21 protein-coding genes are annotated in these 23,606 nt (G+C 44.0%); 16 read left to right on the forward strand and 5 right to left on the reverse strand.

Going from position 1 to position 23,606, the window contains the following annotated elements; translation table 11 throughout:
* Positions 1-711 (reverse strand): HAD-IIB family hydrolase (locus B3763_RS13475; protein WP_286747242.1); only part of this gene is annotated, 711 nt, incomplete at its 3' end.
* 299 nt (positions 712-1,010) lie between these two features.
* On the opposite strand from B3763_RS13475, the gene B3763_RS13480 reads away from it, so the two are divergent.
* Positions 1,011-1,544: a hypothetical protein gene (locus B3763_RS13480; RefSeq protein WP_189630965.1), complete on the forward strand. Its 534-nt coding sequence runs from the start codon at positions 1,011-1,013 to the stop codon at positions 1,542-1,544.
* A 97-nt stretch (positions 1,545-1,641) separates the two neighbouring features.
* Positions 1,642-4,086, forward strand: coding sequence for a ligase-associated DNA damage response DEXH box helicase (locus tag B3763_RS13485; RefSeq protein WP_286747244.1), 2,445 nt, complete (start codon positions 1,642-1,644; stop codon positions 4,084-4,086).
* A 2-nt stretch (positions 4,087-4,088) separates the two neighbouring features.
* On the opposite strand, the gene B3763_RS13490 is transcribed toward B3763_RS13485, so the two are convergent.
* Positions 4,089-5,396: a hypothetical protein gene (locus B3763_RS13490; protein ID WP_286747246.1), complete on the reverse strand. Its 1,308-nt coding sequence runs from the start codon at positions 5,394-5,396 to the stop codon at positions 4,089-4,091.
* A gap of 207 nt (positions 5,397-5,603) precedes the next feature.
* Positions 5,604-7,688: a S9 family peptidase gene (locus B3763_RS13495; RefSeq protein WP_286747248.1), complete on the reverse strand. Its 2,085-nt coding sequence runs from the start codon at positions 7,686-7,688 to the stop codon at positions 5,604-5,606.
* A 180-nt stretch (positions 7,689-7,868) separates the two neighbouring features.
* On the opposite strand from B3763_RS13495, the gene B3763_RS13500 reads away from it, so the two are divergent.
* Together B3763_RS13500 and B3763_RS13505 are read left to right on the forward strand one after the other, a co-directional pair.
* A complete protein-coding gene (locus B3763_RS13500; protein ID WP_286747250.1) occupies positions 7,869-8,159 on the forward strand; it encodes a DUF3817 domain-containing protein in 291 nt (96 codons plus the stop codon).
* 57 nt (positions 8,160-8,216) lie between these two features.
* Entirely contained in the window at positions 8,217-10,574 is a 2,358-nt protein-coding gene (locus B3763_RS13505) for a TonB-dependent receptor (RefSeq protein WP_286747252.1), read from the forward strand.
* Between the two features lie 5 nt (positions 10,575-10,579).
* Here the strand turns inward: B3763_RS13505 and B3763_RS13510 are convergent, their stop codons facing one another.
* Positions 10,580-11,026, reverse strand: coding sequence for a DUF2147 domain-containing protein (locus B3763_RS13510; RefSeq protein ID WP_229838702.1), 447 nt, complete (start codon positions 11,024-11,026; stop codon positions 10,580-10,582).
* 54 nt (positions 11,027-11,080) lie between these two features.
* On the opposite strand from B3763_RS13510, the gene pdeM reads away from it, so the two are divergent.
* Positions 11,081-11,710, forward strand: a complete 630-nt coding sequence (pdeM, locus tag B3763_RS13515; protein WP_286747253.1) for a ligase-associated DNA damage response endonuclease PdeM — start codon at positions 11,081-11,083, stop codon at positions 11,708-11,710.
* A gap of 118 nt (positions 11,711-11,828) precedes the next feature.
* Here pdeM and B3763_RS13520 read toward each other — a convergent pair whose 3' ends face one another.
* On the reverse strand, positions 11,829-12,659 hold the full coding sequence (locus tag B3763_RS13520) for an alpha/beta fold hydrolase (protein ID WP_286747255.1): 831 nt from the start codon (positions 12,657-12,659) through the stop codon (positions 11,829-11,831).
* 67 nt (positions 12,660-12,726) lie between these two features.
* On the opposite strand from B3763_RS13520, the gene B3763_RS13525 reads away from it, so the two are divergent.
* The 11 genes from B3763_RS13525 to B3763_RS13575 form a co-directional block, all read left to right on the forward strand.
* On the forward strand, positions 12,727-13,530 hold the full coding sequence (locus B3763_RS13525) for a helix-turn-helix domain-containing protein (protein ID WP_286747256.1): 804 nt from the start codon (positions 12,727-12,729) through the stop codon (positions 13,528-13,530).
* A gap of 149 nt (positions 13,531-13,679) precedes the next feature.
* A complete protein-coding gene (locus B3763_RS13530; protein WP_189630956.1) occupies positions 13,680-15,164 on the forward strand; it encodes a hypothetical protein in 1,485 nt (494 codons plus the stop codon).
* Between the two features lie 246 nt (positions 15,165-15,410).
* Positions 15,411-16,310 carry a cell division protein FtsX gene (locus tag B3763_RS13535; RefSeq protein WP_189630955.1) on the forward strand — a complete coding sequence of 300 codons (900 nt, stop codon included), beginning with the start codon at positions 15,411-15,413 and terminating at the stop codon, positions 16,308-16,310.
* A gap of 1 nt (position 16,311) precedes the next feature.
* Positions 16,312-16,524 (forward strand): DUF3098 domain-containing protein, encoded by a 213-nt coding sequence (locus B3763_RS13540; RefSeq protein ID WP_189630954.1) that lies wholly within the window; start codon positions 16,312-16,314, stop codon positions 16,522-16,524.
* Complete coding sequence (locus B3763_RS13545; RefSeq protein WP_286747261.1) at positions 16,524-17,315, forward strand: undecaprenyl-diphosphate phosphatase; 792 nt, start codon at positions 16,524-16,526, stop codon at positions 17,313-17,315. The genes B3763_RS13540 and B3763_RS13545 overlap by 1 nt, the downstream gene beginning before the upstream one ends.
* Positions 17,315-18,016, forward strand: a complete 702-nt coding sequence (truB, locus tag B3763_RS13550) for a tRNA pseudouridine(55) synthase TruB (protein ID WP_286747263.1) — start codon at positions 17,315-17,317, stop codon at positions 18,014-18,016. Before B3763_RS13545 ends, truB begins: the two co-directional genes overlap by 1 nt.
* Positions 18,013-18,945 (forward strand): bifunctional riboflavin kinase/FAD synthetase, encoded by a 933-nt coding sequence (locus B3763_RS13555; protein ID WP_189630951.1) that lies wholly within the window; start codon positions 18,013-18,015, stop codon positions 18,943-18,945. The genes truB and B3763_RS13555 overlap by 4 nt, the downstream gene beginning before the upstream one ends.
* A gap of 10 nt (positions 18,946-18,955) precedes the next feature.
* Positions 18,956-19,654 (forward strand): CoA transferase subunit A, encoded by a 699-nt coding sequence (locus tag B3763_RS13560; RefSeq protein ID WP_189630950.1) that lies wholly within the window; start codon positions 18,956-18,958, stop codon positions 19,652-19,654.
* A gap of 291 nt (positions 19,655-19,945) precedes the next feature.
* On the forward strand, positions 19,946-20,608 hold the full coding sequence (locus B3763_RS13565) for a 3-oxoacid CoA-transferase subunit B (RefSeq protein WP_286747266.1): 663 nt from the start codon (positions 19,946-19,948) through the stop codon (positions 20,606-20,608).
* 15 nt (positions 20,609-20,623) lie between these two features.
* The gene (gene gldC, locus B3763_RS13570; RefSeq protein WP_189630948.1) at positions 20,624-20,971 is read left to right on the forward strand and encodes a gliding motility protein GldC; all 348 of its coding nucleotides are present in this window, start codon (positions 20,624-20,626) and stop codon (positions 20,969-20,971) included.
* A 179-nt stretch (positions 20,972-21,150) separates the two neighbouring features.
* Positions 21,151-23,606: TonB-dependent receptor (locus B3763_RS13575; RefSeq protein WP_286747268.1), on the forward strand; the 2,456-nt coding region annotated here is incomplete at its 3' end.

The following is a 23,606-nucleotide window of genomic DNA, read 5'->3' on the forward strand; positions in this document are numbered from 1 at the left end:
CCATTCTCCGTTTGGGCGTTGTACAAGCGCAGGCTCATTTACCGCCTTAAACATTTCGTAGTCATTCACATGGTCGCCAATTCCATAACTCCATACCTCACCCCACTCCTGCTCGTACAGTTTTAATAGCAGCTCAATGGCTCTGCCCTTATGGGCCTGTTTGGAAACTATGGTTTGAAAGCGGCTACCGGGAATACTTCTGAAGCCCACCTTATCTAGCTCCGTGAAAAAGCGCTGGGAGAGTGAGCCCTGAAGTATGCTCTCTGAAAACTCACGTTGCATGGCCCTTCTGGCCGAATTAAGATCCATACCCAAGTACATAGAAACTTCTTCGGCCGGTAAATCGCAATAGCAGAGAAAAGAAAGTCGCAAGTTTTCTCTAAGATTCGCAATTGCCTCTCGAATTGTTTCTACAGGTTCACCAACCACAATCACCTCAAACTGATTGATGTGATAAGTATTGAATGGGATAGGCTGCTTAAAATACCCTTTAGGAATGTATATGGCTGATCCGTTTTCCACAATAAACGGATGATGAACACCCAGAGCTTCCTGATAGGCCAACTGCTCAGCCCTGGCCTTTGAGCTGCAAAAAACTAAAGGAATCTCACGGTTTTGAAGAAACTCTACGGCCTCTCTGGACCGGGCATACGAGTAACTTTTAAGGTCTAACAAGGTACCATCAAGGTCTGTAAAAACTATCTTCTTCATTGGGGCAACTTCTTAAGCTTCTGAAATCATTAGCAAATTGGAAACAAACCTAATTCACTACTTTTGATTATTAACTTATCACATATAGCATTATTTATAAACCTGATTAATCAATTTTTACGGAATCGTTTGTTAAATCAGTCAATATTTTACCCACTTTTAAAAAAATATACATAAATCATCCCCAGAGTCTAGCCAACAGACATTGTGTGAAAACGGCTTTTAGTAATCTTTAACTGTTATATCTGCTGTATTAGCCACAGAATTTATTTATTTCGTGGCCTTAAAAGGAAAACTACATGAAAATAAGAGTTGCCCTTATCGGACTCATACTTGCCGTTTTTGCAGTTTCTTGTAAGAAGGACAGCGTGCCTCAACAAGACAATTTCTACTTCTCCTATAAAGTAAAAATGAGCAATAAAATCACCTCTCCAACCATTATAAACGGTTATCATGGCCATGTACTAAAGTTTGAAGGAGATTTTATGCCCTCTACTGATGGCAAAACAAATGCACCTGATACGGTAAGAAACGAACTCTACTTTTTCGAAACTTCTAAACTGGACCAGTTGCAGGCCGCTATGATAGAAAAAGACGGCACCAAATTTTATGATCTAAAATTGCTGGAGAAGAAAGAAGTAAAACCAAAGTTTATCATAATCCCTAACAAATCAGGCTTTTACCAGATTGACACTAACAACAAGGAGTATCTGGTAATAATAAAAGTAAACAAGAAGTTAGGCTATTATAATGGTGGTGCCTTAAAACTAAATGCCACAAACGGCACGCTCAGGCTCATGAACATGCGGATTGACTACAAAGCCACCTTCTAAACGGCTTTCCGGTTCTTCGTGGTGCTCAACACATCTTCAGCCACAAAACATATTCATTGGTTCAGGAATTAAGTATTTTCAAAAGCTTATTCCCTGAATGACTTCAAAAACTACATTTGATTTTACTGCCGCTCAGCGCTGGTTCAATGCCAAAGGTTGGCAACCCCATGCCTTTCAGCAAGACTGCTGGCAAGCTTTGCTACAGGGCAAAAGTGGTCTCTTAAATGCGCCAACCGGAAGTGGGAAGACCTATGCCATTTGGCTGGGCTGTGTATTGGCGGCCTTGCAAAACTCTTCCAAAACCACCGGTTTGCAAGTGCTTTGGGTCACTCCCTTGCGCGCGTTGGCCAAGGATATTCGCAATGCCATGCAAATGGCCAGTAATGAAATGGGACTGCACTGGCAGGTTGGTTTGCGTACGGGAGACACTTCTACCAAAGAGCGGCAAAATCAAATGAAAACTATGCCTCAGGCTTTGGTTACCACTCCGGAGAGCATTCATGTACTGTTGGCTCAAAAAGATGCTCCCAAACTCTTCAAAAATTTAAAAACCATTGTGGTAGACGAATGGCACGAATTGGTAGGAAGCAAACGCGGGGTACAAATGGAGCTTGCCCTAGCCTATTTCAGACACCTGAACCATAAACCCATCCAAACCTGGGCCGTTTCTGCAACCATTGGCAATCTTGAAGAAGCCACACAGGTGCTTTTGGGCGATCAGTTCAGAGATTGCGCCATTATTAAAGCTGATATAGACAAAAAAATTGAGGTAGAAACATTGCTACCCGACCATGTAGACACCCTTCCGTGGACGGGACACCTGGGGTTGAACATGCTCCCAAGAATACTACCCATATTGGAGGCCAATACTTCTACGCTTCTCTTCACCAATGTACGGTCGCAAACAGAGATTTGGTACCAGAAAATGATGGATCAGGCACCGGAGCTAGCCGGACTGGTGGCCATGCATCATGGGTCGCTCGATCTGGCTGTGAGACAGTGGGTAGAAGAGGCACTGCATGCCGGAAAGTTAAAGTGTGTGGTTTGTACCTCCTCGCTCGATCTTGGGGTAGATTTCCGGCCGGTAGACATGGTTATTCAGGTTGGAGGCCCCAAAGGTGTGGCACGTTTTTTCCAGCGGGCCGGCCGTAGCGGCCACCGCCCGGGAGCTACCAGTAAAATCTATTTTCTACCTACACATTCGCTTGAACTAATAGAAGCCGCAGTACTCAAAGAAGCCATTGAGCAAGAGCAGTTTGAAAGCCGCATGCCATTGCTCAACTGCTATGATGTGTTGGTTCAATACCTGGTAACACTAGCCGTGGGGCCGGGTTTTTACCCCGAAGAAATACACCGTCAGATCAAAAGCACCCACGCCTACAAGGGGCTCACAGATAAAGAATGGGCATGGTGCCTGGAATTTATAACCACGGGAGGGCATTCGCTCAGTGCCTACGATGAGTTCGCCAAGGTGGAAATAATGCCTGACGGACTTTATAAGGTAAGCGACAGGAGAACAGCCATGCGGCACCGGCTTTCTATGGGTACCATTGTGGGAGACCCGGTAGTAAAAGTTAAATACCTATCGGGAGCTTATATCGGAACGGTGGAAGAAAGCTTTATTTCCTCACTCAAAATAGGTGACACGTTTTGGTTTGCGGGCATTAATCTGGAGTTGGTCAGATTCAAAGACCTCACTGCCCATGTGCGTAAATCGAAGAAGAAAACCGGCCCCATTCCTCGTTGGGGAGGTGGAAAAGCCTCATTCACATCGCTACTCTCCAATCAACTCCGAAAGAAAATCCATGATGCTTCCGTGGGAAAATTCGAAGGCCCCGAGATGAACTGCATAAAGCCATTGTTGGAGAAACAAGGCAAGCTTTCGGCTATTCCAAGGCAGAATGAGCTACTCATTGAGCAAATAAAGTCTGATGAAGGTACTCACATCTATATCTACCCGTTTGAGGGGAAGTATGTCCACGAGGTATTGGCTGCCCTTACGGCATACCGCATTTCAGTAAGTCAACCCATTTCTTTTTCAATTGCTTCTAATGACTATGGTTTCGAATTGCTTACCGATCAAGATATTGAAATAGAAGACTTTCTGGAGCTAGACCTGTTTTCTATGGAGTATTTGCTGGAAGACATTAAGGCCAGTATTAACAACACAGAAATGGCCAAGCGCAAATTCAGGGACATTGCCACTATAGCAGGACTGATTTTTCAGGGTTTTCCAGGCAAAGGCATGTCATTTAAACATTTACAGGCCTCTTCTACCATGATTTACAAAGTGTTTGAAGACTACGACCCCAACAACCTGTTGCTCAAACAGGCCGATGAAGAAGTGCTGAGCCTGCAGTTCGAGCGCTCCAGACTTACCGAATCATTACGCCTTATTAACCAGCAAAAAATAATTGTAAGAAAGCTGCGAAAGCCCACTCCATTCTGCTTTCCAATTATGGTAGACCGCCTGCGCGAAAAATTCACCACAGAAATGCTCTCCGAACGAATTGCAAGGATGCAACTGGAATTTACCGGTTAGGCTTATTCAAAAATCTGGTCAATTTTTATATTTCTATTGTCTTTGGTCATGGTCAGTATCTCATTGCCAAAAGACTTATATACAGAAGTAGCCCCTCTCACTCCTTTCCCAAAGGCTTTTACTCCAATTCTGGCCAGGGCACCAATAATTCCCGTAATAGATCCTTCAGTAACCATATCTTCAGCCATTATCTTCACATTATTCATGCAAAAATCGGCCAATTCCTGACCATCGGAAATAAACACCCAGTTGTTATTATCTGACAGGAACATTTCTCTTCCCCTTGCGCTGTAAAGTCCGGCATGAAGATTCTTTCGGAACTCATCCATGTTACGCACTTTCACTTTTGAAATAATTTCAATAGCCTTATTGTATTGTTCCTTGAAGTCAGACTGACTAAAGTCCAACACCTTTTCCAGAAACTTGGCTTTATCATTTTGCTGCAAAGCCACATTGAGTATGGAAGGAATCTCAAAACCGCTCATCTGTAAAATGTGTTGGTTTTGCTTACCTAACCACACGGTATACATACCTTCTTCCAATAACCGATGGTAATTGGGTTCCTGGCCATGCTCTTGAGGTATACGGCTTAAAATCTCACCGCGAAGACTATCAGGCTCGTAATGACAGTCTTCCAGCATATTTTCCTGGGTAAGGTAAATACTCTTGTATTCACTCAACTTTATGCGAAAAAGCGTAAAGAAAAGCCCATACTCATCGGCACTGAACTTTCCGTTTTCAACCCAGTGTTTCACTTTGCTCAACACCTTTTCATGTTGATATATGGCCGCATAGAATCGCCTGCCGGTAACCTGCTTATCTTCTAAAAGATCGGCCAGAGCATCTTGGGGAGGAAGTTGAATTTGCACCGGTTTAAAAAGGTATTTCTCAATATTGCTGAGACCACCCCCAAATGGGCCACCTTTCCTGAAATCACTTAGCAAACCATCGACACAGTCTTGAAAGTAGTTGGCTGCATCATTTATACTCTTGTGAGTGAGCTTTGACTCCTGCTCTGTTTCCAGTGTAATGGGATTCAGTCTTTCACGCAACCTATCGCTCAACGACTTATCCAGGTTTTTGGCTATACCTTCAAAGGCACTTTCCATAAGCATGGCGTTTTTCGCCCTTACTTTACCATCGTAACTCACTCCATCGCGGGTCATTAGATGATAACAGAGACGAAGGGCTGAGTAACGATTGGTTCCATTGTCGCGAGACCACTCATGAGAGGGATATGCCAATGCCTCCAGGCCCCTGATCAACTCACTGGTGTCTTGTAGTATGGTGTTGTTTATTGTTTTGCTCATGGTTCTGCTTTATGGCATTAAAAGAAGCCGGCAAACCTCTGTTTCCCGCTCACTACACTGCCCGGTCATGACAATCGGTATACTATTTTCGGAAACAAAGGCCATGCATTTGGTCTTCCAGAGACTTTAAGTTAAAAAGTAAAAGGGATGCCGCCAATCCGTTCACGGATTAACAACATCCCTTTGATCAACAAGTGTTTATACAGCTTACCTCTTTAACTCGAGTGCCATTCCGTTTTTCATTACCAGATGTTCAATAAAGAACTCCATCATTCGCTCCGAGTCCATGGCTGTGTGTCCCTGATCCGGGCCAATTTGCACCTCAAAGCTCTTTCTGGCTTTCTGCAAAGCATCAATAAAAGCAAGAGAATTTTGCGGGTGTACATTGTTATCGCTGGTACCAAAGAAAATCATAATTTCTCCCTGCAGCTTATCGGCCTGATTCATCAAACTGAATTTTTCATAGCCTTCCAGGTTATTTTCCAGCAAGTTCATGTAACGCTCGGTGTAAATATTGTCGTAATATCTCCAGTCGGTTACGGCCGAGTTGGCCACTGCTGCGTGGAACACATCAGGATGTCTCAGCAAACAGGTAGCTGCAGTTGTTCCACCGTAGGAAGTGCCATATACACCCACTCTGTTTTTGTCGAAATAGGGTCGGTTATAAAGTGATTTTATACCTTCTGCAAAATCGTCCATTTCTACCTGACCAAGCTTGCCATATATTTCATCGAGCATTCGCTTGCCACGCCCTCTCACGTTTCTACCATCAACATCTACCACCAGAAATCCATATTCAGTAAGTGGGTTTGGCAAGGTAAAGGTTTCTCTAAACTCGTTGGTAGCCGGCCCTCCGTAGTTGGCCAAGATTAGTGGGTACTTCTTATTGGGATCGAAGTTTGACGGAAAATGAAGCAAACCGTGCAGTTCAGTTTTCCCATCGGCTGCGGTAAAGGTGAATGCCTCTACTTTTTTGAATCCAAGTTGCTCAAACTTGCTAATATCGCTCTTAGCCAATTCGGCCACCACTTTGCCTTTGCTGTCTACCAAATTGGTAAAGGGAGGAATATTGTGTGTTTGGGCAATATCGATAAAGTACTTACCGTCAGGCGAAATAGTGACGGAATGATTGTATGCCGGATCGGTAAGGCGGGTATCTTTGGTACCATCCAGTCTCACTCTGTGCAGTTGCATTTTCATATGGTTTTCACCACTTCTTGCCATGTAGTAGAGCTCTCCCTTCTTCTCGTCAACCATTTCTATTCCGGCTACTTCAAAGGGGTGTTGGGTCAGAGTTGCCTCCAAAGTACCATCAATATTATAGAGGTAATAGTTATTGAAGCCGGTTCTTTCCGAAGCCCAGATAAAACGCTTACCATCTTTTAACCACCGCATTTCCGGTGTATTCTTGGTAAAGCTGGGCAACCACTCTTCTCTTACCACAGTGCGGCTTTTACCGGTTACCGGATCGGCCGCTCTAAGCTCCATAATATCTTGCTTTCTGTTGGTGCTGTGAAAAAGCAACTCCTTACCATCGGGAGTCCACTCCACACCATAGAGATAAGTTCCTAAAGGCCCGTCTTCAAAAGACTTTCCGCCTCGGGTATCGAGAAGAGTAGTTTTCTTGGTTTCAAGGTCGTATACCATTAGGTCTACCGGAAGATTGGGCTCACCTACTTTAGGGTATGACATTACTTCCAGTGAATCGTACAATTTGAGCTGATCCAGCAAAACGTAATACTGCTTCGCGCCTTGCTCATTGAATCGGTAGAAGGCCACTTTTTTACTATCGGGCGACCACCACATAGCGGTATTTTGCCCTAGTTCTTCACCATACACCCAGGTGGCAATACCGTACTTTAATTTATTTTCCATGTTGCCATCGGTAGTAATGGCCTGCACATTGCTGCCATCGGCATTACTGATGTACATGTTTCTATTTTTATGGAATGCTTTTAATTGCCCATTGGGCGAATCGGCCGATGCGTACTGACGACCTCTGGCCGGACGGTTCCAGGCTCTTCTTTCCGGTCTTGGAGGAGTCCCTAAATCTTCGGTAGTTTTCTTCTTTACATCGTACTTCCAAAGCTTACCATCCTTCACATACTGAAAGCTGGTGCCATCGTCACTCCAATTGGCAGAAATGGTTCCGTAGTCTACCGAACCGCGCAGCTGTGGTGCCATTTTCTGATACTGCTCGTATCCTGGCATATTTTTGAGCTTGTCTTGCGCCTGCCCGTTGTGGGCGAAAATCAGCGTTAACAAACCCGATAGGAATAAGACCTTTTTCATATAGATAGTTTTCGTTTTTAATCTTCTTCAATACTAACACATTCAACCTTAAAAAAACAGTTGAAATCTAGGAGCGGCCATAAGTTCTGCAATTTGAGACCCGGGATTTATGATTTGTAGGCCGGAGCTTGCAATTTGGCATTTGAGGTTTGAGATTTACGGCCGGACACAAAAGAACTGATGCTCAAAACACTGAAATTACTCGCTATACTGGAAGGTGTCTCCTACCTTCTGCTCTTAGGAATTTGTATGCCCCTTAAATACTGGTTCAACATACCTGAACCCACCTACCCGGTTGGCCTGGCTCATGGAGTGCTTTTCGTGCTTTATTGCTCTTTTGTAATGTTTGTGGGGCGCAAAGAAGCGTGGACCATGTGGAAGACTTTTCTGGCGCTTATTGCCTCGCTTTTACCTTTTGGAACCTTTATAGCCGATAAAAAGCTCTTTACACCTCAGGCTGAAAGCAAATAAATTAGAAAGTCTCAAACCCTTTTATGCTCCCTTAGTTTGTCTCATGTAAACTATTCTATGCGACATCTATTTTTTCTGTTGATGCTATGGGTGGGCCTGCCTCTGTCGGCCTATCAAAATAAAGGCAACCTCTCCGGATATGTGACCGATGCCAAAACCGGAGAATCTATACCCGGAGCCACGGTGCAGGTGCTCGAATTACAAACCGGAGCCATTACCAATGCGGAGGGTTTTTACACCCTGGAAAACTTACCTACAAAAACTTTTACACTGCAAGTTTCTTTCGTAGGGTACGAAACGCAAACCAAATTCAACATAGTAATTCGTTCGGGAGGAAATCCGGACGTGAATTTTGAACTAAAAGAAACCATCTCAGAATTGGGCCAGGTAGTAGTAATGGCCAACCCGTTTCAGAAAATTGAAGAGACTCCCCTTTCTATCCAAAAGCTCTCGCGGGAAGAAATTGCTACTTATCCGGGCGGAAATAATGACATAGCAAAGGTTGTACAATCTCTGCCCGGAGTATCGGGTTCGGTTGGTGGTTTTAGAAACGACATCATTATTCGCGGTGGAGCACCCAATGAAAATGTTTATTATTTAGATGGAATTGAAATTCCGAACATCAATCACTTTGCAACCCAAGGCAGTGCCGGTGGCCCGGTTGGTCTGCTCAATGTAAGCTTCTTTGAGGGAGTGACACTTTCTACTTCGGCCTTTGCTGCGCAATATGACAATGCTCTGTCCGGTGTTCTTCAGTTCGATCAGAGAAACGGAAACAACAGGGAGTTCAGAACAAACTTTAGGCTTAGCAGCAGCGAAAGTGCCTTAACCTTTGAGGGGCCATTATTTAAAGGCGAAAACGAGACTTCTAAAACTTCCTTCATAGCTTCTGCCAGAAGGTCTTACCTGCAATTTCTTTTCCAGGCTCTGGACCTTCCTTTTTTACCCGACTATTGGGACTACCAGTATAAACTGACTCATGCTGTAGATGAGTACAATGAAATCATCATTACCGGAGTGGGGTCAGTTGATGATTTCAGTATTAACGTGCCCGATGAATATGATGAAGAACAACAGGCCACGCTAGACCAGGTACCGGTGATTAAACAACAAACCAATACCATTGGTGTAAGCTGGAAACGAAGAAACAAATACGGCAAAGGGTTTAGCACGTTTTCATTGAGTAACAATAGATTGAGTAATGACTTTAGAAGGTTCGAAAACAATGAGAACCAAACGGGACTTTACCTGCAAAATTTATCGACCGAATCCGAAACTAAATTTAGGTATAACAGCACCCGTTTTAAAGGAAATTGGACCTTGGTAAGCTCTGCCGGCTTGCAATTTGTGAGCTACGAAAACAATAGCTTAGACTTAGTGAACAATAACAATTTCGAGAACCAAATATCCTTCACTAAGTACGGAGTCTCTTTTCAAGCTTCTTCCACTTCACCTGACGATCGTTTAAAATACTCGCTCGGAATTAGAGTAGATGGCAACAGTTTTACTGAGTCCGGCAATGACTTTTGGCAAACCCTAAGCCCCAGGGCATCTGCCAGCTACACTTTCGATGCTCTAAAGAAATGGTCGGTAAATGCCTCGCTGGGCAGATACTATAAAATTCCGCCTTACACCATTTTGGGTTATAGTCAGGCAGGTTCACTCGTCAATAAAAATACGGAGTATATCCGAAGCAACCATGCGGTATTGGGGCTCGAGTATTTACTAAACCCATCTTCACGATTTACTCTGGAAGGCTTTTATAAAAAATACGACAACTACCCCGTGTCCCTTGAACAAAGGGTGTCGCTCGCCAATTTAGGTGGCGATTTTTCGGTGTTAGGAAATGAAAATGTGAGCAGTACTGGTGAAGGAAGAACCTATGGAATGGAATTTCTTTATCAGAAAAAGTTTACCAATAACTATTATGCCATACTGGCCTATACCTGGTACAAGAGCGAGTTTACGGGGCTCGATGGTGTTTACAGGCCAAGTGCTTGGGACAGTAACCATCTGCTCACTTTTACGGGAGGCTACAAGTTTGGCAACAACTGGGAATTAAGCGCCAGAATGCGCTACCTGGGTAGCACTCCTTACGCTCCCGTAGACAGGAATGCTACTCTGGAAAACTATCCGGCCATAATCAAAGACTATGACCAACTGGGCTCAGTAAGACTCAATTCCTTCAATCAAACCGACATTCGTATTGACAAAAAATGGAACTTCAGCCGGTGGACCTTCAATGTATTTCTAGAACTGCAAAACGCATTTGGCCAAGATATTCCCAATGAACCGGAGTATGGTCTGAACAGAGATACTCAGGGAAATATAACCACTCCCCGGCAACTGGTGCTTATTGAAGGCATAGACAATTCGAGTATTCTACCCTCGTTAGGAATCGTAATCGATTTTTGAGTTAGTTAAGACTTCACTTTTGTCCACACCACAGTGCGGCCAAACATAGAAAGGCCAATATAGCCTCGCACTTCCAGCTTGTTGCCTTTCAGTTTCATACGGCAATCGTAGGTCTTGCCATTGTTGGGGTCATAAATTTCGCCATCTTCCCACACGCCATCCTCGAACACAAAACCTTTTACCAGGTCCAAGCCCAAAACAGGGCGTTTGCGAAGTTCTTCTTTCGGGTTTTCAGTATCGAGCTTTGGTGTACCATCCGGGTTATTGGGCTCTTTGAGCCAAACAATTTTGCCATGGTACTTACCTTCTTTTTTATAGATCTCTATTTTGGCCATTCCGTCATCGGTAAGCCAAAAGCCCAAAACATCGTCAGCCGACTGAGCCTGAACGGAGTTGGACATAACAGTCAAAAGTGTGAGCAATAGAATGGAGTATTTCATAATGGTGTTCATATCTTTAAGACTTGTTTTTCACACAAAACGCAGAGCCTTGCGAATTGTTGACCAATGGTGCATGAGTTATTAGGACAAAGATTGGTATTGATTCCCGAAAAAGGAATATTCTGGGCAGATAAAAAGTATCTGATTCTAGCCGATCTGCACCTGGGCAAAGCGGGGCATTTTCGCAAATCGGGTATTCCTGTCTCTGACCTTATTCATACCAGAGATATTCATCTGCTAGACCAGCTTATTGCGCGCTTTGCTCCGGAGCAGGTCATTTTTCTGGGCGACCTCTTTCATTCAGACCACAACCAGGGCTGGGAGGTTTTTAGACGTTGGATGAAGAGCAAGGCTCCTTTGCAGTTCAGCTTGGTACTGGGCAATCATGATGTACTCGATGCTCGTAACTACCAAATCCCTAACCTTCAGGTGAGTGAAACACTTTGCATTCCGCCTTTTCATCTGAGCCATATTCCTGAAGAAACTGAACTCTATAATCTGGCCGGACACATTCATCCGGCAGTAAAGCTCTACGGCAAAGGGCGTCAGTCACTGCGTCTCCCCTGCTTTTACTTTGGCGGACGCAACGGCCTGCTGCCTGCCTTTGGCCACTTTACTGGTACGGCCAAAATAAATATTAAAAAAGACGATGCGGTTTATGCCATTGCCGACAAGCAGGTGGTTCGGGTCAATTAAAACGCGTAGAACAGGCAACAATCGGCACAAAAGACTCCGTATATACAAGCCTTCCGTACCGATTTAAATTGCCCGTTTGCAAAATTGAAGAGATTGCAGCTTATGGACCGGAAGCACCTTAGTTACCCATTAGTGATTCGGCCATTGCATTGGCTACTTCTATAGTTGATGGTGCCGAAAACGGCTTTTTAAATTCTTTGAGCCAGTATATAATATGATGGAGCCTATCATTGCCTATAAAGTGCGTTGTTGCAGGCAAAACACATAAATTAGACATTGGCAATGCCTCAAATATCTCCATGGTATGCTGCATGCGCACAGCATCCCGGTCGCCTACCATAAGCATTACAGGAACATTGATTTTCCGAAGACTATCCATCGGTATTTCCTTTTGGTTTACCATAAGTGCCAGATGCTTTTTAGTAGTGGCATCAGGTATTTGTTGGTAATTGCTCATCATAGCCACAAGCTCCGGTTTTAGTCCGGACAACCGGGTGTTGGCTCCTGAAATCAACATTCTATCCACTTCAGAGGTATATCTGTAACCAATAATTAAACCTAGAATACCACCATCACTATGCCCCCAGATGCTGTATTTCTTGTGTGCCAAAACTTTCATTACTGCGTGTACATCTTCAGCCATTTGGAAGTAGTCTAAATCTCCATCCGGACAGCCACTACGACCATGGCATCTGCTATCAATAGCAATTACCTGGTAGTGCTCCAGCAACGATGGAATCATCGCGTATTTCCCTTCTACCGAACCTCCATTGCCATGAAGGATTAACAATGGATCGCCCTCTCCGAATATTTCATAATTGAGATTACCCCAATCCATTTTTAATGAAAATCGCTTTCCGGTTACACCTCCTGCTAATTCGATTTTCGTTTGAGCCTGTGCTGCGAACATCAGAGAGAACATAAGCCATATTAGTCCTTGTTTTTTCATACGCGAATTTTAAGTTTATACAAACGTACAAGAGAGCTCAGCTAAAAAATTGTAAGAATCAGACAAAATGATACTCATTGAAGAACGACCGAAACTCCCCGCTGTCTCCAAATACGTTGACAGGTATCAGTTCTTTATCATTAGTGAGCCGGCATTTCTTAAAACCATACCCAATGCGAAGATTGAATGCTATTTTGTCAAAAAGGGAGGGTTTCACCAGTGGGATGTTGACTCCGAATCATTTATTTGGGCGGGAAGCTCCGGTATTCTGCCAGCTACCAATCAGGCTTCATTCTACCACATACCCTCCTGTCTTGTTTGTTTGAATATTAAACTGAATCTGAACATTCTCGGGCTTTCATTGTTCAGTGGCCTGCTTACCAATTGGCAGAGTTTTGATACTTCTAAGCTGATTCCACCAACCGCCCGGGAAAATATTCTCTCCGAACTATCGGAAAGCAATACTGCCATTCAGGTTGATGCACTTGATAGCACCATCGGCCATTCGCTGGATAAATTTTCGGTTGACGAAAAAATAGACCGGGTTGTAAGTCTTATAGAAAGCAGCATAACAGGCAAATTTAAAGTGGCCGAACTTGCGGATAGCATGCATATGTCCGAAAAGTCGATGGAAAGATGGATTCGGAAGGAATTTAATCTTGCCCCCAAAGAGCTGTGGCAAGTCATTCGGTTCCAAAACGCCTCTCGCAAGCTAAAAAACCGACCTAACATGAAGTTTATTGATGCGCTTGAATTCGGTTATTATGATCAATCACACTTCATTAAAGAGTGCCGAAAAATGACCAGCTACTCCCCAAAAGAGCTCTTTTCGAAAATGAAACTACCTACCAACGACATAGTCTTCGAATAACTACCCCACCACAACTCATCCTTCAGCTATGCGGTCCACTTCCTTATACCATTCCTCATTAAAGAAAAGACCAAACATCAGAATTTGATAGGATAAAGAGGTAAGACATTTTATTTATGCCTCTCGTTCAAAAACATAAAATACGCACAATGAATCAAAGTTCCAGTTCCCTTGAAGCCGGTGATTTATTAACCCAGGGTACTCCGTTTATAACCGACACTCCAAATAACAGAGCAAGAAGAATTGTCATAGGTATTGAAAAAGCAATACCTAAAGTTGGCGGAATAGCTGCGTCTATAACCTCCCTGCTATGGCCAAAAGACCCTAACAAAATAAACATCTGGGACCTGATTAAAGAACAGGTGTATGAAGCTATCGACAAAGCCATACTTGACCAAGAGCTCTTTGAACGCAAAAATGAATTGAATGCTCTCATGAGACAAGTAGCTCAGTACTCTCCAAACAAAGGGTTAAGAGAAAATTCTCAGGTGTTAACGGTGGCCTTAGGGCAGGCCGTAAGCCTCGAATCTAAACTAACAGACAGCAAAAACAGAATTCATTTAGTCCCTATAATCTCTATACTCTCCCACATACACCTGGCCATACTAAGAGAAAGGCTCACCCACGGATTAGATCTGTATGAACCAGAAGCCAATAAGCAAAAAAGCTCGGTCGTAGAATGGTACAACGATCTGACCGCATGTTACAAGCGCTATAAGGAATATTTTACTACGGTTGAAAAGGAATGGTCAGACTGGAGGAAATCTACTCTTAGCGTAGAAGTGAAGGACTCCCGTAATGGCAAAGTAACGGACAGCTTTTTAAAAAGAACTTATGACTATAAGTTAGAAAAGAATCCAAAGCAAGTAGACATGGAGTCTTTGTGCCGGTCCACATACCATCGGGTATACAGATCAAGCCAGGCAGAAATAGCCAGCTATCTGGCTTTGACCTTTTCACTTAACAGATATTTACCCGACCCCGACCGTTTCGACATTGACCTGTCTCTTGACGAACTGGGCTACAATGGGAAAATTAAAAACCCACCAGTCTACAGCATCAATCCTAAGTCAGAAATCATTGAGGGCTATGACCATTTATGGATAGGCGTTGTTGATAAAAGCACTGTCCACCCGGACCCCACTACGAGAGATGAAGCCATGTATGTGGTTAGGGAAAAAGATATGGTGGTTGATGAAATGATCGGACTCAATCTGGCCAAAGAAGAGGCCAACCGTACCGTTGTCGGTTTTCAGCCTCTGTTTAAAAACCATGAGGAACCCGTATATGAGCATTTCAAATTCAAAGAACTCAATATTCATTTTGAACTTCCCGAGGTAACAGAAGACATGGAAGAAGCTCCGTATATCTGTGGATTACTGTTTGATAGTTATGGCCTTTTCTACAATCATTGTGACGTACTGTATTGGGATGGTGCGGAGTTTCTCCGAACAAATCTGATTAATACCAATCTGGAAGGAGCCAATGAAGTTGACTTCCTCTTACACGCAGGCCCTTGTTATCAAATAAAGGCTATACTTGGCAAAGAAAGTTCTGAAGTCATTAACTTCCCGGCATTCAAGGTATATCTGGAATACAGGGAGCCGCCTTTGCGGGCAAGTGGCATTCACTAATTGCAGAGCATGGCTAATTGCTAAATATGGTCTACCCCCCCTACCTCTAATTGGCAGCAATTAGCCATTAAAACCACTACGGTTCCATACAGGATTGAAAAAGAAGGCTCTTGATTAATCCTCACTATAGATCAATGACTGATTTACCAATGAGCAGTTCACCCCTTGCCCTATTCAACAATATTAACATCTTCCCTCAGTTACCCTTATGAATTAATTACTATTTTTGATCGAAAATCACTGTCCTTGGCTAGAGAACCTAAAAAACACAAACGCAAGAAAAAATTAGGAGCTTATCACTATGTAAGCGTGGTATTTAGCGCAAGTCTTGCCCTTTTTGTGATTGGTTTGTTTGGCATTATGGTGCTACAAGCCAACCGTCTCACCTCCATTATAAAGCAAAACATTGAGCTGCAGGTATATTTAAACAAAGACCTGTCTAACAGCCAGAGAAACCGGATTCAGAGCGAATTAACCTCTAGTAGCTACATTCTGAAAGAAGATGGTGTTACACCCATAACTTTTATTTCTAAAGAAGAAGCAGCCGCTAAATTCATTGAAGAAACTGGAGAAGACTTCTCCGAATTTCTGGGCGAAAACCCGCTACGCGATGCCTACACACTAAAGGTTGCGCAAGAGTACCAAACCAATGCACAGTTAGACAGTATTGCTCAGCAAATTGAAGGTATAAGTGGCGTATATGAAGTCACATATGTTAAAAACCTGGTAGACTCTATAAACAGCAACCTGGCCAAGCTTAGTCTCATACTGGCCGGGCTAGCCGCTCTGCTAATTATTATTGTGGTATTACTAATTAACAACTCCATTAAGTTAGCCCTGTTTTCTCAACGCTTTCTTATTAGAAGCATGCAGCTGGTGGGCGCAAAAGGAGGGTTTATTAAGCGGCCATTCCTAAGCAGAGCCCTTATGCATGGAGCCATTGCCGGACTCATTGCTTCCGGTCTACTATTTGGTCTTAAGCAATTCGCCAATGCCAGAATTGAAGGGCTTGAACAACTGCAACAGCAAGAACTTATTTTAGCTCTTTATGGCATTCTGATTATTTTAGGCGCTCTAATAGCCTATTTCAGCACACTAAGGGCCATGAACAAATATTTAAGAATGTCTTTAGACGAACTATATTGATATGTCTGATAAGAAAAAAAGTCAATTCGCATTTAGCAAAGAAAATTATAAATGGATGCTCATAGGTCTGGGCACACTGTTACTGGGCTTCATCATTATGTCGCTCGATAAAGAACCGCATGGTCAGGGCTTCCTTGGTCTAACTCTGGGGCCCATTATTATAGTAGCCGGTTTCATCATTGAATTCTTCGCCATTTTCAAAAAATCGAAATAATGTCTTGGTTCGAAGCCGTTATTCTGGGCATCGTTCAGGGGCTTACAGAATTTTTGCCGGTAAGTAGTAGTGGTCATCTGGAGCTTACAAAAGCCCTTTTTGGAGACAATAGCCTACCTGAAGAAAGCCTGATGATGACCGTGGTCCTACATGCCGCCACTGCCCTTAGTACCATGGTTATTTTCAGAAAAGACATAGCCGAAATAGTAACCGGTTTGCTTCGTTTTCGCAACAATGAAGAATTTCGGTTCTCAGTAAAGATTGTACTCTCAATGGTTCCGGCTGCCTTGGTGGGCGTGCTGTTCGAAGACCATATTGAGCAATTCTTTGGTGGGCAAATTCTTCTCGTAGGCTGCATGCTATTGATTACGGCAGCCCTGCTCTTTTTGGCCGATAAAGCCAGAAATACGCTCAATCCGGTATCGTATAAAAATGCATTTATCATTGGTATAGCTCAAGCCATTGCCATATTACCGGGCATTTCGCGTTCCGGAGCCACCATTTCTACCTCCGTTATTCTGGGAGTAGACAGGCAAAAAGCCGCTCGGTTCTCCTTTCTCATGGTAGTGCCGCTTATTTTAGGCAAAATGGCCAAAGACATTATAAGTGGCGATTTGGGTGCCAGCGAAACAAATACCTCGCTTCTAATGATAGGTTTTGTGGCCGCTTTTGTGTCAGGTCTTGTTGCCTGCCAGTGGATGATTGCCCTAGTTAAGCGCAGCCAACTTAAGTATTTCAGCTACTACTGTGTTTTGGTAGGGCTAGTTGCCATTGTTTATTCCCTTATTTAATGCTCAATTTAGATCCGGAACTCTCCAAACAGGAAAACTTTCTGGCCGGACAGGTCCTGCTTATCGATAAACCACTGGAATGGACTTCGTTCGATGTGGTGAAAAAAGTGAGAAACAACATCCGAATTAAAAAAGTGGGGCATGCCGGTACATTAGACCCACTGGCCACCGGACTTCTCATTATTTGCACCGGCAAAAAGACCAAGCAAATTGAGCAGTTCATGGGGCAGGAAAAAGAATACACCGGCACATTTACGCTCGGACAAACCACCCCTACTTACGATCTGGAAAGTGCCCCATCCGTGGCCGTTCAAACCTCACACCTCACTATTACGGATCTGGAGAGTGCAAGAGACCAGTTTCTTGGCACCATCAATCAGGTACCCCCTATTCATTCGGCCATTAAGGTAGATGGTAAAAGAGTGTATGAGTTGGCTCGCAAAGGAGAAGATATTCAACTCAAATCCAGGCAGGTTGTCATTTCCGAATTTGAGCTCACCAAAGTAGATTTGCCAACGGTAGAGTTTAGAGTAGTATGCTCCAAAGGCACCTATATAAGAAGCCTTGCCAACGACTTTGGAGAGGCCCTGGGTGTAGGCGCTCACCTTAGTAGCCTAAGAAGAACGCGAATAGGTCAGTTTAGCGTAGAAAATGCTCATCAACTCGACCAACTGGTTGATTATTTAAAACAACTCACATGAAAATTCATCTGGGTACAGAAGCCATTGAGGAAATCAAGAATGCTGTAGTAACAGCAGGCACATTCGATGGTGTACACCTGGGTCATCAAAAAATACTCGCACGATTAAGAGAGGAGGCTAACCGGCTCAACGGAGAAACCGTGCTCATTACCTATTGGCCACACCCAAGGTTAGTCTTAAAACCTTGGGATCATTCATTGCAATTGCTTTCTACTTTTCCAGAAAAAGCCAATCTGCTCGAACAGCACGGGGTAGACCACCTGATAAAAATACCTTTCACTCAGGAGTTCTCTCAAATGAGTCCGGAAGAATACGTTCGGGTGATACTCCATGAACGAATAGGCACAAAAAAAATAATAATCGGCTATGACCATCGCTTTGGGAAAGACCGCAGTGGAGGCCTGGAAGAGCTACACCGGTTCGCCCCTAAGTATGACTTTGAGGTAGAAGAAATACCCCGACAAGACATAGACGAAATTGGAATAAGCTCCACCAAAATACGCAGGGCTCTGGAAGTAGGCGATGTACACCTGGCCACCAACCTTTTGGGCCGAACCTATACGCTATCCGGTCGGGTGGTGCACGGCAACAAAATAGGCCGCTCGTTGGGGTATCCTACTGCCAACATTCAGGTAAAAGAAAACTATAAGCTAGTTCCGGCCGATGGAATATATGCCGTGCGCGTATGCATCGAATACCAAAAATACAATGGCATGCTCAACATCGGGCAACGCCCCACCATTGGCGGAGACCATAAAACCATTGAAGTAAACATTTTTGACTTCGATGAGGACATCTATGAAAGCGAGATTGCCATTGAATTTGTAGATTTGATTCGGAAGGAAATTAAGTTCAGCTCGCTCGATGCACTCAAAGCACAGCTAAAAACCGATAAAGAGGCAGTGAGCCAGCGCCTAAGTAAACTATAAACTCATCACTATGATCAACAAGGTTGTCAACAATGCCGATGAAGCCATTGCCGACATTCCAGACAATGCCACACTCATGCTTGGAGGCTTTGGCCTGTGTGGTATTCCGGAAAACTGCATTGCTGCATTGGTAAAAAAGGGAGTAAAAGGACTCACCTGTATATCTAACAATGCCGGGGTCGATGATTTCGGTATCGGGCTCATGCTCAAGACCCGACAGGTTAAAAAAATGATCTCCTCCTATGTGGGAGAAAACGCAGAGTTTGAGCGACAGTTACTCTCCGGTGAGCTGGAGGTAGACCTTATTCCTCAGGGTACATTGGCCGAACGAATACGAGCCGGTGGAGCGGGCATACCTGCCTTTTATACTCCGGCAGGCTTTGGCACCGAGGTGGCCGAAGGCAAAGAGGTAAGAGAATTCAACGGAAAGATGTACCTGCTCGAATCGTGGCTGCAAGCCGATTTCGCAATTGTGAAAGCATGGAAAGGCGACAAGGCTGGCAATCTGATCTTTAAAGGAACAGCCAGAAACTTTAACCCCATGATGGCCACGGCCGGCAAAATTACCATTGCCGAAGTAGAAGAGCTCGTTGAGGTTGGAGAACTAGACCCCAACCACATCCATACCCCGGGTATTTTCGTTCAGCGAATCTTTCAGGGAGTTAATTATGAGAAACGAATTGAACAGAGAACCACAAAAATCAAATGATTTGATGATTGAATACCCCGAGAATCATACGATGCACTAAACAAGCACAGATGCAAACAGTTACAGAAAACCTAAAAGCAGCCCTTACGCTTTATAAAATCAGGAGGTCAGCAGAACCTCTCAATAACAAAAGCAGGCAGATTTTCTTAACTGGAAGCCCAAAGAGCAACGGTGTTAGTAGTTACAATTTTCGGAACGGGCACCAAGGTTCAGTACACTTTTCAGAAGTGCTTTCAACTGTCATCATACTCAGCAAATCATCAAATTGACACATCTTCAAATTTTCAAAACATGCCTCTAGACAAAATAGGAATAGCAAAACGCATAGCACAAGAAGTTCAAGACGGAACCTACATTAATTTAGGAATAGGCATTCCCACCTTAGTGGCTAATTTTATTCCCGAACACATCAATGTAGTGCTTCAATCAGAAAACGGTTTACTAGGCATTGGCCCTTTTCCGGAAGAAGAGGAAGTTGATGCCGACCTTATTAATGCCGGCAAGCAGACCGTTACCACCCTACCCGGCTCCTCCCTGTTCAGCTCAGCCGAAAGCTTCGCCATGATTCGTGGCGGGCACGTAGATCTTACCATACTGGGTGCCATGGAAGTATCTGAAAACGGAGACATAGCCAACTGGAAAATCCCGGGTAAAATGGTGAAAGGTATGGGGGGAGCCATGGATCTGGTGGCTTCTGCCGAAAACATTATTGTGGCTATGCAACACCGCAGCCGATCGGGCGAATCCAAGCTTCTGAAAGAATGCACACTACCCATTACCGGTATTCGCTGTGTAAAAAAGATAGTCACCGATTTAGCGGTACTGGATGTACTTCCTGAAGGTGGATTTAAACTCCTGGAAAGAGCCCCCGGTGTAAGTGTAGAAGAAATTAAAGAAGCCACCAGTGGCCGATTAATAATAGAAGGAGAAATTCCTGAAATGAAACGAAACTAATACAGAAACGCTACTATGAAAGAATCAGAAATCAAACTCAGAATAAAACTAGACAAAGACTCAATTCCTGAAACCATTACCTGGGACGCCACCGACAAAGACATACCCGGTGAGGAAGAAACCAAAGCATTTAATCTCGCCATTTGGGACCACAATACCATGAGCACCCTGCGCATAGACCTGTGGAACAAAGAAATGCCGGTAGATGAAATGAAAAGGTTTTACGTAGACTGCTTGGGCGGATTGGCGCAAAGCATACTCAACTCTACGGGCGATGAATTCATGTCTACCGCCATGAACAGGCTCTGCGACAAACTGGTAAAACATCTGGAGGAAGAATTGGGTCAAAACGGACAACAATAATTTCTTAGAAGTCAAAAATTCGCAGAAACAGCCAATACTCATATTGTTATGCATGACGAATAAATTTGATGCATTGGCTTTTTAAAGATCAAAAACATTGTATTTTTGGATTGATGCCTATGGTTTATATCTCAACTCCATAGGTCTTGCCAAACTTTATTTGTTTCAAAAACCTGAATATGAAGAATTTGAAGAAAATTTTTAAAGGCCTGATACCGGTCCTGCTTATCATGCAAACGATTACGGCAGTAGCGCAGGATCAAGTCAGAATTTCCGGCCGGGTAATAGACGATGCCAACGGGCAAACTCTTCCCGGGGTGAACATACGGGTCAAAGACCGGGTGGTTGGTACAATTACCAATGCACAAGGTGATTTTAACCTTACTGTCAATCAGGCAGCACCAATAACACTTATCTTTTCCTATGTAGGCTACACACCTCAGGAATTAGAAATCACACAATCCAACGTCACAGGTTTGGAGATACGCATGGTAGAGCAGGTAATCTTCGGGCAGGAAGTAGTAGTTTCGGCCTCCAGGATAGAAGAAAATATACTTACCTCTCCCGTATCCATCGAAAAACTCGACATTCTGGATATTCAGACAACGGCCGCCCCATCTTTTTACGAGGGTCTGGCCAACTTGAAAGGTATTGATTTCAGTACGCAAAGTTTAACCTTCAAATCCATCAACGCCAGAGGATTCGGAGCCAACGGCAACACCCGCTTCGTTCAACTGATAGATGGAATTGACAACCAGGCTCCTGGTCTAAACTTTGCCGTAGGTAACATTGTAGGAATCAACGATTTAGACCTTGAGTCTGCCGAATTGATACCCGGTGCTGCATCTGCGCTATATGGCCCCAATGCCATCAATGGTATATTGTTGCTCAACTCTAAAAACCCTTTTGATTATCAGGGCTTTAGTGCCTATATAAAAACCGGGTTAAACAATGTAGAATACAGCGACACCAATCAGCAACAAGAACTTTATCAGGATTATGGCTTCCGTTGGGCAAAAGCCTTCAACAACCGCCTGGCTTTTAAAGTAACCGGTTCTTATCTCACCGCCAGAGACTTTGTAGGACACGACACCAGAGACCAGGGACTTGCCACAGCCGGAGTAGTAGAGCGAGGAGCCGAGCAGAGAGGAAATAACCGTTTTTATGATGGTGTGAACGTATATGGAGACTTTGGAATTACCGTAGGCCAAATTGCCGACATTGCCATTGCCGGAGGAAACACTACCCTACCAGGCATCAGAACCCTGTTCCCTGATAATATTGATGGATATTTTACGCCTACCGGTTTTACCGAAAACTCGTTTGTAGACAACACCACCGAAAGCATTAAACTAGGTGGTGCCTTACACTATCGCCTCAACGATAAACTTGAACTATTCGGACAATTCAACTACGGTGCAGGAAGCACAGTTTACACTGCCAACGACCGTTTCGTTTTAGACGACTTCACTATTTCTACAGCCAAAGTAGAACTGAAAGGCTCTGAATTCTATGCCAGGGCTTATACCACACAAGAAAACTCAGGAGACAGCTACGCAGCCAACACGCTTGCTTCTCTAATCAACCAGGCCACTTACCTTGAGCCATACCTTACTGCTTTTGGTGGAGCTCGTTTGCAGGGAGCCGATATAGAAACCGCTCATGCCGCTGGTCGTCAGGCAGCCGATGCTGCCCAGCCGCAACCCGGTTCGGCTCAGTTCGACAATCTGGCCACTGCCCTAAGAGCTCGCTCAATAGCCGATGGCGGTGCCAAATTCCTCGATAAGTCAGGCTTATGGCATGTGGAAGGAAGCTGGGATTTAGGTGAGCGTATCGACTGGGCCGATGTAGTGGTTGGAGCCAACTGGAGAAGATACAGCCTTAACTCAGAAGGTACTCTCTTTGCTTTGGACAACAACGGAGAAGAAATAAGCTATAACGAATGGGGAGCATATACCCAGGTATCTAAAAGCTTTATGGATGACAACCTGAAACTTCAGGGTTCTTTGAGATACGATAAGAACGAAAACTTCGAAGGCCAGCTTTCTCCAAGAATTTCTGCTGTAGGTACAGTATCTGGTAACCACAACTTTAGAGGTTCTTTCCAAAGAGGTTTCCGAATTCCTACCACTCAAGATCAATTCATTGATCTGGATGTGGTAACCAGAAGACTTGTAGGTAGCAACAGCCTGCTTGTAAACCGCTATAACTTCTCTCCTCAGAATACCTACACTACAGAAAGTGTGCAAAGAGCCAGAGCAACCGGCAATACAGCCGACTTCGAACTCGAGTCGAGAGTAGACGATGAATTTAAAACAGAAAAAGTAAACACGTTCGAAGTAGGCTATAAAGGCCTTTTCATGGACGGGCGCCTGCTCATTGATGCTTATTACTATTACAGTCGTTATTCTGATTTCATAGCTGAAATCGACTTTACACAGGCTATTCCAAATGGCTTAACCGGAGCCAAAGTAAACGATAGCGATGCCGTGAGACAGCAGATTATAGACGGAAGTGTACGTACTCAACGTTTCGGTTTCGACATAAATGCCGATGGTAATGTAGAGTCTCAGGGCTGGGCATTGCAGGTAGACTATACCCTCAACGGTGGTTACTTCATTGGTGGTAACGTGGG

The sequence above is a fragment of the Roseivirga sp. UBA1976 genome, assembly GCF_002336325.1.
Lineage (GTDB): Bacteria > Bacteroidota > Bacteroidia > Cytophagales > Cyclobacteriaceae > Roseivirga > Roseivirga thermotolerans.

Coding starts and splice junctions, on each gene's coding strand:
- B3763_RS13480 (WP_189630965.1), top strand. CDS start 1,011: ATGAAAATAAGAGTTGCCCTTATCGGACTCATACTTGCCGTTTTTGCA.
- B3763_RS13485 (WP_286747244.1), top strand. CDS start 1,642: ATGACTTCAAAAACTACATTTGATTTTACTGCCGCTCAGCGCTGGTTC.
- B3763_RS13490 (WP_286747246.1), bottom strand. CDS start 5,396: ATGAGCAAAACAATAAACAACACCATACTACAAGACACCAGTGAGTTG.
- B3763_RS13495 (WP_286747248.1), bottom strand. CDS start 7,688: ATGAAAAAGGTCTTATTCCTATCGGGTTTGTTAACGCTGATTTTCGCC.
- B3763_RS13500 (WP_286747250.1), top strand. CDS start 7,869: ATGCTCAAAACACTGAAATTACTCGCTATACTGGAAGGTGTCTCCTAC.
- B3763_RS13505 (WP_286747252.1), top strand. CDS start 8,217: ATGCGACATCTATTTTTTCTGTTGATGCTATGGGTGGGCCTGCCTCTG.
- B3763_RS13510 (WP_229838702.1), bottom strand. CDS start 11,026: ATGAACACCATTATGAAATACTCCATTCTATTGCTCACACTTTTGACT.
- pdeM (WP_286747253.1), top strand. CDS start 11,081: ATGGTGCATGAGTTATTAGGACAAAGATTGGTATTGATTCCCGAAAAA.
- B3763_RS13520 (WP_286747255.1), bottom strand. CDS start 12,659: ATGAAAAAACAAGGACTAATATGGCTTATGTTCTCTCTGATGTTCGCA.
- B3763_RS13525 (WP_286747256.1), top strand. CDS start 12,727: ATGATACTCATTGAAGAACGACCGAAACTCCCCGCTGTCTCCAAATAC.
- B3763_RS13530 (WP_189630956.1), top strand. CDS start 13,680: ATGAATCAAAGTTCCAGTTCCCTTGAAGCCGGTGATTTATTAACCCAG.
- B3763_RS13540 (WP_189630954.1), top strand. CDS start 16,312: ATGTCTGATAAGAAAAAAAGTCAATTCGCATTTAGCAAAGAAAATTAT.
- B3763_RS13545 (WP_286747261.1), top strand. CDS start 16,524: ATGTCTTGGTTCGAAGCCGTTATTCTGGGCATCGTTCAGGGGCTTACA.
- truB (WP_286747263.1), top strand. CDS start 17,315: ATGCTCAATTTAGATCCGGAACTCTCCAAACAGGAAAACTTTCTGGCC.
- B3763_RS13555 (WP_189630951.1), top strand. CDS start 18,013: ATGAAAATTCATCTGGGTACAGAAGCCATTGAGGAAATCAAGAATGCT.
- B3763_RS13560 (WP_189630950.1), top strand. CDS start 18,956: ATGATCAACAAGGTTGTCAACAATGCCGATGAAGCCATTGCCGACATT.
- B3763_RS13565 (WP_286747266.1), top strand. CDS start 19,946: ATGCCTCTAGACAAAATAGGAATAGCAAAACGCATAGCACAAGAAGTT.
- gldC (WP_189630948.1), top strand. CDS start 20,624: ATGAAAGAATCAGAAATCAAACTCAGAATAAAACTAGACAAAGACTCA.